15 protein-coding genes are annotated in these 13,775 nt (G+C 60.3%); 9 read left to right on the top strand and 6 right to left on the bottom strand.

What is annotated here, in order from left to right; genetic code table 11:
• Nucleotides 1-27: 27 nt before the first annotated feature.
• From cobS to CSA35_07915, 6 genes are all read right to left on the bottom strand, one after another.
• Nucleotides 28-756: an adenosylcobinamide-GDP ribazoletransferase gene (gene cobS / locus CSA35_07940; GenBank protein ID PIE54086.1), complete on the bottom strand. Its 729-nt coding sequence runs from the start codon at nt 754-756 to the stop codon at nt 28-30.
• Nucleotides 756-1,337, bottom strand: a complete 582-nt coding sequence (locus tag CSA35_07935) for a bifunctional adenosylcobinamide kinase/adenosylcobinamide-phosphate guanylyltransferase (protein ID PIE54085.1) — start codon at nt 1,335-1,337, stop codon at nt 756-758. Before CSA35_07935 ends, cobS begins: the two co-directional genes overlap by 1 nt.
• A 5-nt stretch (nt 1,338-1,342) precedes the next feature.
• The gene (locus CSA35_07930) at nt 1,343-2,446 is read right to left on the bottom strand and encodes a hypothetical protein (protein PIE54084.1); all 1,104 of its coding nucleotides are present in this window, start codon (nt 2,444-2,446) and stop codon (nt 1,343-1,345) included.
• Nucleotides 2,443-3,351, bottom strand: coding sequence for a cobalamin biosynthesis protein CobD (gene cobD, locus CSA35_07925; GenBank protein ID PIE54083.1), 909 nt, complete (start codon nt 3,349-3,351; stop codon nt 2,443-2,445). The genes CSA35_07930 and cobD overlap by 4 nt, the downstream gene beginning before the upstream one ends.
• A 64-nt stretch (nt 3,352-3,415) precedes the next feature.
• Nucleotides 3,416-4,876, bottom strand: coding sequence for a cobyric acid synthase CobQ (locus tag CSA35_07920; protein PIE54104.1), 1,461 nt, complete (start codon nt 4,874-4,876; stop codon nt 3,416-3,418).
• A gap of 35 nt (nt 4,877-4,911) precedes the next feature.
• A complete protein-coding gene (locus CSA35_07915; protein ID PIE54082.1) occupies nt 4,912-5,442 on the bottom strand; it encodes a hypothetical protein in 531 nt (176 codons plus the stop codon).
• Nucleotides 5,443-5,607: 165 nt separating this feature from the next.
• Between CSA35_07915 and CSA35_07910 the strand changes: the two genes are divergently transcribed.
• The 9 genes from CSA35_07910 (at nt 5,608) to CSA35_07870 (ending at nt 13,746) form a co-directional block, all read left to right on the top strand.
• The gene (locus tag CSA35_07910; GenBank protein ID PIE54081.1) at nt 5,608-6,123 is read left to right on the top strand and encodes a cob(I)yrinic acid a,c-diamide adenosyltransferase; all 516 of its coding nucleotides are present in this window, start codon (nt 5,608-5,610) and stop codon (nt 6,121-6,123) included.
• On the top strand, nt 6,120-7,508 hold the full coding sequence (locus CSA35_07905) for a cobyrinic acid a,c-diamide synthase (GenBank protein PIE54080.1): 1,389 nt from the start codon (nt 6,120-6,122) through the stop codon (nt 7,506-7,508). Before CSA35_07910 ends, CSA35_07905 begins: the two co-directional genes overlap by 4 nt.
• Before the next feature lie 65 nt (nt 7,509-7,573).
• On the top strand, nt 7,574-8,206 hold the full coding sequence (locus tag CSA35_07900) for a precorrin-8X methylmutase (protein PIE54079.1): 633 nt from the start codon (nt 7,574-7,576) through the stop codon (nt 8,204-8,206).
• Nucleotides 8,203-9,336, top strand: a complete 1,134-nt coding sequence (cbiD, locus tag CSA35_07895; GenBank protein ID PIE54078.1) for a cobalamin biosynthesis protein CbiD — start codon at nt 8,203-8,205, stop codon at nt 9,334-9,336. Before CSA35_07900 ends, cbiD begins: the two co-directional genes overlap by 4 nt.
• Complete coding sequence (cbiE, locus tag CSA35_07890; GenBank protein PIE54077.1) at nt 9,315-9,953, top strand: precorrin-6y C5,15-methyltransferase (decarboxylating) subunit CbiE; 639 nt, start codon at nt 9,315-9,317, stop codon at nt 9,951-9,953. Before cbiD ends, cbiE begins: the two co-directional genes overlap by 22 nt.
• Nucleotides 9,950-10,531, top strand: a complete 582-nt coding sequence (locus CSA35_07885; GenBank protein PIE54076.1) for a hypothetical protein — start codon at nt 9,950-9,952, stop codon at nt 10,529-10,531. Before cbiE ends, CSA35_07885 begins: the two co-directional genes overlap by 4 nt.
• Nucleotides 10,532-10,559: 28 nt before the next feature.
• Nucleotides 10,560-11,339 (top strand): precorrin-4 C(11)-methyltransferase, encoded by a 780-nt coding sequence (gene cobM, locus CSA35_07880; protein ID PIE54075.1) that lies wholly within the window; start codon nt 10,560-10,562, stop codon nt 11,337-11,339.
• Entirely contained in the window at nt 11,336-13,039 is a 1,704-nt protein-coding gene (locus CSA35_07875; GenBank protein ID PIE54074.1) for a hypothetical protein, read from the top strand. Before cobM ends, CSA35_07875 begins: the two co-directional genes overlap by 4 nt.
• A complete protein-coding gene (locus tag CSA35_07870; protein ID PIE54073.1) occupies nt 13,036-13,746 on the top strand; it encodes a cobalt-precorrin-2 C(20)-methyltransferase in 711 nt (236 codons plus the stop codon). Before CSA35_07875 ends, CSA35_07870 begins: the two co-directional genes overlap by 4 nt.
• Nucleotides 13,747-13,775: the final 29 nt, after the last annotated feature.

Genomic DNA, 13,775 nt, shown 5'->3' with positions numbered 1-13,775 from the left:
AGACGTCCCACATTTGTTTTTGAGCGATCATATAGCGATCCCCACGAGAAGAACCGCCACCTCAACCAACTCGCCAATACATCCATAGCAGTCACCCGTGAGCCCTCCCAGAACGGCGTTCAGCCGCCACCCCACAAGAGCCATCCCGAGGGCCGATACCCCAAAGGGGATAAGGCCGTTTAAGCCCATAAGGGGAAAGACAAAGGCGGCGGCGAGAGTTGAAGCCACAAGCACCTCAAGACGACCACAGGCAGCGGTGAATCGCCGTCCCATGCCGTCAGGCCGGGCCGGAGGGAACCAAAAAATCGCCAAAACCACGGACCAGCGAGCGACGATGGGGGCGACAAAAAGCCACGCCAGAGCTTCCCGATTCAAGGACACAATCACGGCCCATTTGATCCCTAAAAGGCAGAACAGGGCTATGGCCCCAAAGGCCCCGATCCGGCTGTCCTTGAGGATTTCCAGTGCTCGATCCCTGGTTGCACCGCCCCCCAAGGCATCAAAGATGTCGGCAACACCGTCCAGATGAAGCCCCCGAGTGATAAACGCCCAGAAGGAAACCGCCGCGATTCCCGCCACAACTGGTGTCCAAAGAGACTCCGCCAGTATAACGACGAGACAAAGCCCGGCTCCGATCACGGCACCGGCCACGGGAAACCATCGGGTTCCGTGCCCCAGGTCCTCCTCGGTCATGATCCGCTTCAGCGGAACGGGGAGACAGGTCATGTAGGACAGGATCAGAAAAAAACGGTCCATCACCGTCCTCCCTTGATGAGCTGAGGTATTCCGGCTGTGAGCAGGTACACTCTATGGGCATCTCGGGCAAGATGCTGGTTGGCCCATCCAGAGATATCCCGAAACGCCCGTCCCAGGGCCGAGATTGGAACGATACCCTGCCCCACCTGGTTAGACACTACAACCGCCCTCAGCGCTCGTTCTTGAATGGTCCCCACGAGTCGATCCACCTCAGCCAAGACGGCCTTCTCCTCGATCTTTCTGTCGGTCCGGGAGAGTTTTTCCCAGTCCACCGACCGGCTCAGCATGGAGTTTGAGATCATCATGGTGAGGCAGTCCAGAAGGACCAAGCTTCGAGGTTCAAGCTCCCGAAGTCTCTCAGCGACATGATCCTGGGCCTCCAGCGTCGTCCACCGGCTGGGACGATCGGCCCGATGGAGAGCCACCCGATGGGCCATTTCCTCGTCCAGTATTCCGGCGGTAGCGACGTAGACCACCGCTCCGGGGTGGTCTGTCTCCATTTCGGACACAAGCTCCTGGGCATACCGGCTCTTGCCGCTTCTGGCCCCTCCCAGGACCAGGGTGATCTCGCCGCGGGACATGGACCTCACTCCTCTCGATTCAAGAAACGATCTATTTCGGCCAACAGCCGTTCATTGTCCTCTCGAGCCTTCACCCCGATCCGAAACCAGCCGTCCAGACCGAACGAGCGACAGTCACGGAGCATGATGCCTCGATCTCGAAGGTTTTCTATGAGACGGGCGCTCTCGGGATGACGACAGAGGATGAAATTAGCCTCACCTGGACACACGGTCACGCCCCGGTCCATCAGCTCCCTGACAAGACGGGCTCGCTCACAGCGCAGCTCTGCCCACTGAGCTCGGTAATGGTCGCCATGACGAAGGAGAGCCAAGCCCACGGCCTGGGCCTGAGCGCTTACGCTCCAATCGGGCTGGACGGTCTCCATCGCGGCGACGGCATCCGACGCTCCCAAAACATACCCCAGACGAACGCCGGGCAGGCCATAATCCTTGGTCATGGAGCGAAGGAGAAGGAGTTGCCCCGAGGCGAGAAGAGGCGTCAGGTCCGACGGAGCCGCCAGGAAATTTCGGTATGCCTCGTCCACCACGATCAGCGTGGGAGCCTCCCGAACCACGTTCAGGAGGGCTTCCACCTGGTCCCGATCCATCACGTATCCTGTGGGGTTGTTGGGCGAGCATATCCAGAGGAGGTCGGGCACCTCCTTCGTCATTTTTTTCCCAAAAAAGGCGGGAAGGGAAGCCTGATCCATCATGACGGACCGCGCGTTCCAGAGCTCCACGACGGCACCTCTGACCACGGAGGCCTGGGCGTACTCGCCGTAGGCCGGACTCACGATCGCGGTCTTTCGTCCCGGACAGAGGAAAACCGAGGCCGTCAGCCAGATAGCCTGAGAGGCTCCGTTGGTAACGAGTATCGACGAGGGATCCACACCAGTCAGGTCGGACAGAGCGGCCCTAAGAGCCCCACAGGATCGGTCGGGATAACGACTCGTATCAGCCTCTCGAGCGGCTTTCAAAACAGCCACGTGGGGTGGCATGGGATTGACCGAGACGCTGAAGTCGAGCACGTCCTGGGGAGAGAGCCCCCGGGCCGACAATTCGCCGTAGTTCAGACCGCCGTGAATCACGGGAGCCAGGTCAAGAACCGACGGGACAGGACGGGGCCTCATGACGCCAGCACCAGAAGCGCAGCCAGGACGACCATCATACCCTGAGCCCGAGTCAAAACCGCCATTGTACTGGAAAGATGATCGATACCAGGCTGATGGGGGCCGCCGCACAATCTATAGACACCCCGTTTGGACAGGGTGACACCAAGGGCCCCCGCCATGGCCGCCATGGGCCATCCGGCGTTGGGGCTGGCGGTACGACGATGCTGCGACAGGACAGTTCTCAATCCCCGACGCCAGTTTAACCCCTCCGAGGCAGCCCCAAGCAGAAGCAACGCCGAGGCCACTCGTGACGGCAGATAGCTCAGCAGGTCATCCAACCGAGCGGCAGCCTTGCCACCAAGCTCGAAGTCACCATAACGATACCCCAGCATGGAGTCGCAGGTGTTCACGAACCGGTAGACCAAGGCACCCGACAAACCAAACAGAGCGTAGGCCATCAGAGGGGCGACCCACCCGTCGGCCAGATTCTCCGTCAGTGACTCCACGGCAGCACCGGCCACCTCCGACCTGGAGAGAAGGCGAGTGTCCCGACTCACCAGATGGGTTCCGAGTTCCCGACGGGCCCGCCTCAGATCTCGCTTCAGGGCGTTCCGAACGGACCGACCGGCCTCCCACAACGCCGAGGCAGAGGCGCTTCCCTTGAGCAACCAGGCAGACAGGGGAACGAACAGGATCAGAGGCAGTTGGGACACAGCGTTCCCCAGAGCCCAACAAGCCCCCCCCCCCGAAAGGACGATTCCTCCGCCGTAGATAAGCAAAGAGAGTCCGGTCGGGGGACGACGAGACCACAGACAGTCGATCCACCGGCCCATCCAGCAGACGGGATGAACTCCTGACGGAGGCTCACCGAGACACAGATCCCACACGACCGCCAGAGCCAGAATCACAACGGAAACCATCATGACGGCACCTCCAGATGCAAAACCCCGACCACGATATCTCCCATCTCAAAAACGGCAAACGACCTCACAGGCCCAGGATCCTCTCCAGCGCCGTCATGTCCATGTGCGCCTCCATATAGTCAGCTAATCGGTCAAAAGCCCGTTCCCGATACTCCCTCAGTGACAGGGCTTCCCCCGCAGGAGTCCACCCCAGGGACCGAAGCCAGCCCCTCCTGAACTCGGGCAGGTCAAAAAGGCCGTGGACGTAGGTTCCCCACCGCCGACCGTCGGGCGAACAGGCCCCATCGGGCCTCCCTTCCTCCAAAAGCAGCAGAGGAGACGATGATCTGGTCTGTCCCATGTGGATCTCGTATCCCTCCACCTGGCTGCCCCGAATTTCTTTCAGGTCACCGCAATCGGCAGCCACTACCCCTCGAACTCGAACGGTCCGTTTAACCGGAGCAAAATCGGTATCCCCCTCCAGAAGTCCCATACCAGATACGTTTTGAAGGGAGCTCTCCGCACCGGTCTCATCCCGGATACTCCGCCCCATCATCTGAAAGCCGCCGCAGATTCCCACAAGAGGCGTTCCGGCCCCCGCACGCTCCAAAATAGCACGTTCCAGCCCAGTTTTACGCATCCAGAGGAGATCGGCAACGGTACTCTTCGATCCCGGAAGGATGATGGCGCTCGGCTCCCCCAGATCTTGGGGACGATCCACAAACCGAATACCCACATCGGGTTCCATAGCCAGTGCATCCAGATCGTCGTAGTTGGATATTCGAGGATATCGGATAGCCACGAGATCAAATCGTCCTCTGGAGAGTCGATTATGGCCCTCGAGAAAAACCGAGTCTTCCTGGGCCACGCCCAGGTTCTCAAGATAGGGGATGACCCCCAAGGTGGGTCTGTCGGTGAGGTCCCTGAGCATATGCAGTCCCGAGGTAACAAGGGAGATGTCCCCTCGAAACTTATTGATGAGGAATCCCTTTACCAGCTCACGCTCCGATTCGGGCAGGAGAGCCAGGGTTCCGTAAAGGGAGGCGAAAACTCCTCCCCTATCGATATCCCCAACGAGAAGGACGGGAGCGTTCAGGTGGACGGCTACTCTCATGTTCACGATATCGTTGGCCTTCAGGTTAATCTCAGCAGGACTTCCGGCCCCTTCAACGATCAGGAGATCGTAGCACCGACGAAGTTCCTCCAGAGCCTGAGTCACAACGCCCCAAAGCCGGTCTTTCCTGACATGGTAGTCAAGAGCCGACATCCGATACTCAGGATGTCCCATAACCACGACCTGAGATCGGGAATGTCCCTCGGGTTTCAGGAGTACCGGGTTCATCTCCACGGCAGGCTCGATCCCCGCAGCCCGAGCCTGATCGACCTGAGCTCGCCCCATCTCGCCACCATCCAGGGTAACATAGGAGTTCAGCGCCATATTCTGAGCCTTGAACGGTGCCACGGACAGGCCCCGTCTGAAAAAGATCCGACACAAACCGGTGGCAAGAACGCTCTTGCCCACGTCCGACGATGTTCCCTGAAGCATCAATGCACCCATGTTTTCCTCCGTCCGTCCATCCATCATCGATTCCCCGACAGATGCTCATCCACGACCTTGCCGTCGTACAGCAAGCGGACTCGATGAATTTGGCGACGGCGACACAGCCAATCGTATCGAGACCGAGCCTCCCGCTCATCGCACCAGTCTCGATTCGGGATACCCCACCACCGCTCACCACTGGGATAGCTTCGCCACTCGGCCAAAAATGGCTCCTGATAACAGACGGACCAGCGATACTCACCCCAGAGCCCCAGAATCCGATACCGCTGTCGTCCTTGACCGAGAACCACCAGGAGGACGCTGAGCTCGTCACCAAACCGGGTCGCTGAACCAGTGAAGGGGACAGCACCATGGACGTCCTGAAAAGAAAAACTATCACCGTCCCGTTTGATCCCCATGGACAAACACCACCGTCTCATCCTGTCCAGGATCTCATCCAGAGACGGCCACCCAGGAAGGCCCTCCAATTTTTGAAGGGCCGTCTCCCGTTCTAATACGTAGTCGCCTCGTCGATCCTTCGTGCACAGCCGATGCAGCCCGGCCACATCCATGGTTCATCTCACCCCTTACGCCCTCTTTTCTCTCACGAACACATGCACCCCTCGTGTCGTGTCGCTCATTCCTTTCACAAAAAGGGTACAATAACACAAAGGACGATCAACACACACTGAAAGTGTACAGGAGAAGACCGTCCAGGGAAAGGAGCGAAACGCCCGGTGGAACGAGGCTACATAACAGTCAACACAGGAGATGGAAAAGGCAAGACCACCGCCGCAATAGGTCAGGCATTGCGCGCCCTGGGAGCGGGATTTTCGGTGTATGTCGGCCAGTTTCTCAAGAGCCGGAATTCTGGGGAGATCGACGCGTTGCAGATCTTCGCCCCTCGGGTCGTCACCGAGCTCTACGGAGCCCAGAGGCAAATCGGCAGCCCCATGACCGAGAGGGATCGACACATGGCCCAAGCTGGAATGCTCAGACTCTCCGATGCCCTGTACCAGGGGTATGACCTTGTCGTGGCCGACGAAATTTTAGTCGCCCTGTCCAAGGGGCTGCTCTCGGAGGGGCAGGTCCTGGACCTTATACACCGTAAGCCCGAATCAGTGGAGCTCATTCTCACGGGACGAGGGGCTCCGCCATCCGTGATGGGCGCAGCTGACGTGGTCACGGAGATGCGGGCCATACAGCACCACTACCGAGACGGCGTACTCGCCCGAGTGGGAATCGAACGATGAGCCTGCCTCGGCTGATCGTGGCGGGAACCCACAGCGGTTCGGGGAAAACGACCGTCCTCATGGGCCTAGCCGCCGCCCTGAGTCGCCTAGGGACCTCGGTTCAAACATTCAAGACGGGACCGGACTACATCGACCCAGGATACCACAGCATCGCATCAGGACGCCCCTGCCGCAACCTGGATTCCAGGCTTCTGACCCAGGATGCCGTATTGGAGCTGATAGATCGAGGTACCCGAGGAGCCGATCTAACATTGATTGAGGGCGTCATGGGGCTCTTCGACGGTGCATCCGGCCTTGACGATCGGGGAAGTGCGGCCAGCCTCGCTCGTATGTCTCAAACACCGGTGGTTCTCGTTCTGGACGCCCGGGCCATGGCCCGAAGCGCCGCCGCCGTCGTCCACGGATTTGCCACTTTTGACCCGTCAGTCCCCGTGGCTGGAGTGATCCTGAACCGGATCGGAAGCCCCCGTCATGCCGAGATGATCACTCAGGCAATCGATTCAGCCAGTTCGACAACCGTGTTGGGGTACATCCCAAGAGAACCCCTGGTAGCAGTACCGGAACGCCATCTCGGCCTGGTTTCAGCCTGGGAACAGGACGACTTCGCCGCCTCCCTCGACCGACTGGTCGATCTGGTTGAGCGACATATACACCTCGATGCTCTTATGGCCCTGGCAACAGACGTACCCGATCTGCCTCCCTACACGACGAGGCTTTTTGCCGAAGCGCCAAAAAAACCGACCGTCACCGTAGCTGTGGCCATGGACCGAGCGTTCCATTTTTACTATCAGGACAACCTGGACTTGCTGGAATATCAGGGAGCACGGATCGTTCCGTTCAGTCCCCTGACTGACAGTCACCTTCCACAGGAGGCCGACTGTCTGTACCTAGGCGGTGGCTATCCCGAGCTCGGGGCACCCGAACTCGAGGCGAACCGATGTATGAGGGCCGATATCCTGGACAAAGCCCGTCAAGGAATGCCGATCTACGCCGAATGCGGCGGATTGATGTACCTCGTGGACCGAATTGAGACGCAGGACGGGCATGAACACTCCATGGTTGGGTTCTTCCCCGGTCGGATGACCCTGGGGAAAAAACGCCGTGCCCTGGGATATTGTGACGGACAAACTCTGGTCGATACGATCCTCGGACCGGCCGGTACCAGGATCAAAGGTCACGTTTTCCACTGGTCAGCCTACGAAGGCCCCCCGCATCAAGCAGCTCTGCGACTGATCAAAGGGGACGGCGTCACCGAGGAAGGACTGGCTACGGCCAACGTCCTGGCCAGCTACCTGCACATCCACTTCGCCAGCGATCCATCTATTCCGAAGCGATTCCTCGAAGCGGCCCTCTCGTGGCGCAACACAAGGGCAGCCAGGAATTGACACACAGGGTACCAGGCCTGCCCTTTCTTTGAAAACTCAACGATGAGAGACAGGAGGAGACGATCATGATGCGACGATTTATGACGCCATCGGAGATCGAAGCCAAAAGCTTCAGGATCCTGCACGAGAAAATGGGCCCCTTCCACGGAACCGAACAGGAGAAGGCCATCGTGACCAGGGTGGCCCATGCCACGGCCGACGTGGAGTTTGGCCTCAGCCTGTATATCCACCCCAGAGCCATCGAGTCGGGGTTGACGGCATTGAGAAACGGATCTCCTGTCATTACCGACGTGGAGATGGTCCGAGCTGGGATCCGGAAACAGGGAATCCAGTCTCTGGGTAGCGAGGTTCTCACCTTTCTCAACGACCCCGACGTGACCGAGATGGCCAAGAGCACTGAAAACGCCACACGATCCCAGATGGCTATGAGAAAAGCCGTGTCCTACATGGACGGGGCGATAATCGCCATAGGAAACGCCCCGACAGCCCTCTTTGAGGTGATCGACAGGATCAGGGCCGAAGAGGCTCACCCTGCCCTTGTCATCGGCATGCCCATCGGTTTCGTGGGAGCAGCCGAATCCCATCAGGAGCTCATTGACCTGGACTACCCGTCCATCACAGCTCCGGGGCCCAAGGGAGGAAGTCCCGTCGCCGCCTCTATCGTCAATGCCCTGGTCAAGTTGGCCTTGAAATCATGATCGATCCACTGAAGGCTCTGGGCTCGATCGGAGGACTTCAGCGAGGCTTCACCTCAGGAACCTCGGTCCACGGGGCCGCAAAAGGAGCGGCTATCATGGCGGTCTCGGGCAAGTCTATGGCGTCCGTTCCCCTGGAGCTTCCCAACGGCATGGACCTGGAGCTTCCCCTGATCGACGTGAAACTCGGTGACGGGTGGGCTTCGTGCTGCGTGGTGAAGCAATCCGGCGACGACCCCGATGTCACAGACGGGCATCGTTTCTGCTGTACCGTCCGAATTGTGGATGAGCCGGGAATTCACATCATCGGGGGCCTGGGTGTGGGAACCGTCACCAAGCCGGGGCTCCCCATGCCTCCAGGGGAAGCCGCCATCAACCCCACCCCCCGGCGGATGATCGCCCGGGATCTGAAGCCCCTGACTCCGCCGGGGCGAGGGCTCGAGGTGGAGGTCTTCATCCCCGATGGAGAAGAACTCGCCCAGAAAACCTGGAATCCCCGGCTGGGCATCGAAGGAGGTATCTCTGTGATCGGGACCACCGGTATAGTAGAACCCAAGTCCACAGCGGCATGGGAGGCATCGATCGATCTGTACGTCCGGGTAGCTCGACAGGAGATCGGCGATGGAGCTCTCTTCCTCCCACTGGGCTACATCGGGGAGAAAATCCTGACCGAGCGATTCTCCGTTCCGAAGGGACGAATCGTCAAGACAGGCGACAAGGTCGGCTACACCCTGAAACGGTGTCTCAAGGAGGATATCTCCAAGGTCGTCCTCCTGGGGCACATAGGAAAGCTGACAAAGGTAGCAGCCGGCCTGTTCGACACAAACTACCGATCCGGGGACGCCAGGCTTGAGACCGTGGCTGCCTGGGCGGGAGCCTGCGGTGCCTCGGCCGGAACCGTCCGGGAAATTCTGGACCTCAAGCTGGCCGAGGCAGCGGTGGCGATCCTCCAGCGGGACGGGCTGGAGGAGGCGTTCGGCCACATCGCCCGACGTGCGGCCGAGCGATCCCGAGATCTCCTGGAAGGCCGTGTGGATATCGCGACAGCTCTGACCGACCTGGCCGGGAACATCCTGGGGACCTGGCCGGAAAATCTCACGGAGGCGAGTGTATGGACAAAGTGTACATCGTAGGGGTGGGGCCCGGTTCCCGGGACTACCTTCTGCCGGTAGCCCTGAGAGCTATACAGGAAGCTCACGTGCTGGTAGGGGCTCCCCGTCTGCTCGAGATGTTTCGTGACATGCCCGACAAGAGCACAATCCCCGTATCGGGGACCTACATCCAGGCCGTGGATCTCGCTCGAACGCGTCGTCCCGGGGTCCGAATGGCGATCCTCGTATCGGGAGACCCCTGTTTCTACAGCCTGGGGACCACCCTGGCAGCTTCGCTGCCCCGAGACGAGGTGGAGATGATCCCCGGCCTGGGTTCGATCCCTCTGGCCTTCGCCAGGCTGGGTCTCCCCTGGCAGGAAGCGTTGTTTCTCAGTGTCCATGGGCGTTCCATTGAGGAGCTCCGGAAGGCTGCCGATCAGTCTCATCGACCGGCAGGTATCCTCACCGGAGGCGCCAACACCCCGGCATCGGCGGCTCAGGCCTTGCTGGACATGGGGAGCCAGGACAGGCCGTGCTGGACCCTGTCAAACCTGGGACTGGACGACGAACAAATCCAGAGCTGGACTCTTTCGTCCCTCGCTCAGGCATCGGTATTCTGGCCATCTCTGACCGTGACGATCCTGGAGGCCCTGAGATGATCGGCCCATTTCCCGAGGAATCCTTCGTCCGAGTTCAGGGCGTTCCTCTGACCAAGATGCCTATCCGAGCGTTGGTCACAGCTCTCTTGCAACCTCTGACAGGCCAGGTGGTGGGTGAGGTGGGCACAGGCACGGGGGGTATTACGGCAGAGCTGGCCCGACACGTTCGTTTCGGACACGTGTACTCTATGGACCCCTCCCCCGACGCCATCGCCGCAGCCAGGAGAAACCTGAAGGCCCTTGGCCTGGACGAAGCTGTGACCCTGATCGAAGGGCACGCTCCACAAGCCTTAGAAGGGATTCCTCTCCTCACCCGAGCCGTGATCGGCGGCCACGGCGGGGATCTGCCGGCTGTATTGACAGCCACAGCTCACGGACTGGCTCCGGGAGGACGGCTTCTCATCACGGCCAACATGCCCACTACCGCTGTGCAGGCTATGGAGACCATGGATGCTCTGGGGCTATCCCCCTCCATGTGGCAGGTGGCCCCCTCAGTGGGACACAAGACCAACGCCGGTTGGATGCTTCGAGCGATGAATCCGACCTTTCTGATCTGGGGAGATCGGGGACGACAATGACCTCTCGACGAGAAAGGAGACTCATTCCATGACAAAACCAGACGTCAGGCCTACAGTGTACGTCGTCGGTGCTGGACCAGGTGCCCCCGACCTGATCACCATCCGAGGCAAGGAACTTCTGGAGCATGCCGACCTGGTGCTCTACGCCGGTAGTTTAGTAAACCCCGAAATCCTTCGATTTTGCCGGCCTGAGTGCAAAACAGTGGACTCAGCACCCCTGAATCTGGATGAGCAGGTACAGACCATGGTCGATGCGGCCAGAAACGGTAAAACGGTGGTCCGGCTTCACACGGGAGATCCCAGTCTGTACGGAGCCGTTGCCGAGCAAAAAGCTCTTCTCGAACGGGAGGGACTGAGGGTTCGATTCGTTCCGGGAGTGAGTAGCCTTCAGGCTGCCGCATCCGTGCTGGGAATTCAGTACACCGTTCCCGGCGAGACTCAGACTCTGATCTGCACCAGACGAACCGGTCGAACCCCAGTTCCTCAGTCTGAGACCCTGCCGGCTCTGGCAGCTCATGAGGCCACGATGGTCCTCTTTCTCAGCTCGAAACAGGCGGGAAGGGTAACCCAGGACCTTATGGACGGGGGCCTCTCCCCTGAGACCCCTGCGGCCTGTGTTTATCGGGCAACCTGGCCCGATCAAGTTGTGCTCCGATCCGATCTTCGTGGCCTCGCCCATGCTATGGAGGATCGGGGTATCGACCGCCACGCCCTCATGGTCGTGGGCCGATGCCTGAACCCCGAAGGTACAACCAGCCTCCTGTATGACAGCTCCTTCTCCCATCGCTTCAGGAAGGCAAAATCGTGACAGTCTCCGTCTTCGTGGTCTCCTCCAGAGGCGAGCAGACCGGACAAGTAGCAGCTCAGGCACTCAACGGCCAACTGATACGTCCCCCCAAGGAGGGGCTTCGCTCAGCTGTAGCCCAGGCGTGGCCTTCGTCTGAGGCTATCGTCCTCGTAGGATCTATCGGCGTGGCCGTTCGAGTGGTGGCCCCGCTCCTTCGGGATAAGGCCAGTGACCCGGCGGTGCTGGTCATCACCGAGGATGGCTCCATGGTCATCCCCATCACGGGCGCTCACCTGGGCGGAGGGACCGACCTCGCCCGACGACTCGCGGCAACTCTGGATGCCGATCTCATCCTGACTACATCCACCGACAGGATCTACGCCGGGGCACCGGACCTCCTGTGCCACCGATGGGGCTGGAGTCTGATCGGTCGAAAAGCCTTGATCGCGACGAACGGAGCTCTTCTGGATGGGCGAGACCTGAGTTTCTGGATCGACCCTGACGAGGTCACACCTCCCTTCCCTGAGCGCTACGTTCCGGGAGACAACCCCGATACGGCCGATGTCGTGGTCTCACCCCGACAGAGAGACCTCTCTCCCCACCAGGTTCAGCTTATACCGCCGTCCCTCGTCGCCGGGATCGGCTGCCGGCGTGGAACGCCTCTTCAAACCATTCGAGAGATCCTGGAGACGGCGCTGAGCGCTCAGGGATTCCTCATTCAGGGGCTCAGGGAGATCAGGACCATCGCCCTGAAGGCCGACGAGTCGGGCCTCTCTGCCCTCGCTCAGGAACTGAACGTTCCGCTCCTCGTCGTGGACGACGACGAGATTCGAACCATGGAGGGCCCCTTCACGCCCTCAGCGTCTCAACGACATCTGGGGCTTCCAGGAGTGGCCGAACCCTGCGCCGCATCGGCGGGATCTCTTCTTGGCCCCCGCGTCGCGAGCGATGGGGTGACCGTAGCTCTGGCCAGATATCCAGCCAGGATTCCGGGACACCTGACCGTTGTGGGGCTGGGGCCCGGCGGCCGACGATACCTCACAGCTCAGGCCAAAGAGACGATTCAGGACGCCGATGTCGTGGTGGGGTATCATCTCTACGTCGACCAGGTGCCGTCGGAATGGCTCCGTGGAAAGCGGGTGGAGCGCTACGATATGGGACAGGAAGAAGCTCGGGTTCGATCGGCTCTTGACCTCGCCGACCGGGGCTATCGAGTGGCTCTCGTATCGGGAGGGGACCCCATCCTCTTCGGCATGGCGGGACTGACCCGCAACATGTCTGGATCAACCGCCGTGACCGTGGTTCCCGGCCTCTCGGCAGCACAGGTGGCCGGGGCGACTCTGGGAGCACCATACGCCAACGGCCTCATCCTCCTGTCCCTGTCGGACTATCTTCAGCCATGGAAGGCCATCGAGCGAGCCCTGGATGGGGCCGTCTCCACCGGGTTGACGGTGGCTCTGTACAACCCGGTTCGTCGAGCTCTGGAGGCCAAGCTCAACCGAGTGAAAAAAGCTTACGAGGGCAGAGAGGGACAGACCGTCTGGCTGATTCGGGACGCTGGTCGTCCCGATGAATCCATCGTCTCCATGGACCTGAAAGACCTCTCCGCTGAGGCCGTGGACATGCGAACCCTTATCCTCCTCCCGGGAACCGACACGATGTATCGAAACGGACTTCTGGTGGACACTAGAGGATACGACAGCGAAAGGACGAGGACATGAGACAGGTTTTATTGGGTATCGGGGTGGGCCCCGGCGACCCCGACCTCGTAACCGTGGGAGCCATCCGGGCTCTGAAAGAGGCCGACCTCGTTCTTCTTCCTCTGGCGAAAGAGGGAGCCGAGAGCGTGGCGGGGAACATCGTGAAGCGGCACCTATCACGTGAATGGACACCTGTGGTCTTTCCCATGAAGGGACGGGAGGACGAGCGGGATCCAGCAATCCGGCGACAGATCGAGGCGCTACGCTCCCTCTGGGAAGAGGCTGAGACTATCGCCATCCCAGTCATCGGCGACGCAACTCTCTACTCCACCGTCGCATGGCTCTACCGGCAATGGCGAACAGTGGCCCCAGCTATGGAGCTCCGCCTGATACCCGGGATCTCAGCTCATTCTCTGGCCGCCGCTCGAGTCGCACGCTTTTTAGCCATGGGCGAAGAGCGACTTTCGATCCTGCCCGGAACGGCCTCCTACGATGACCTGGTTCAGTCCCTTATGGCATCAGACGCCGCAGCTCTGTACAAGCTTTCGCCACTGGGGGACACCCTGCCTCGTCTCCTCGCTGAGACCGGTCCATGGGGATCGGTCACCCGGATTGATCGGGCCGGGTGGTCTTCGGAAAATATCGTTACGGGCTTCGACGCCACATCTCCGTGTGCGTCCTATCTGTCCATTCTCCTGCTCCATCGTCGAGAGGGGACGTTGCCGTAAGGCCTTCGTACCCAAGCTGACAAAGCCCT

The sequence above is a fragment of the Dethiosulfovibrio peptidovorans genome, assembly GCA_002748665.1.
Classification (GTDB): domain Bacteria; phylum Synergistota; class Synergistia; order Synergistales; family Dethiosulfovibrionaceae; genus Dethiosulfovibrio; species Dethiosulfovibrio peptidovorans_A.
This window is presented reverse-complemented; position numbering and strand designations above follow the sequence as displayed.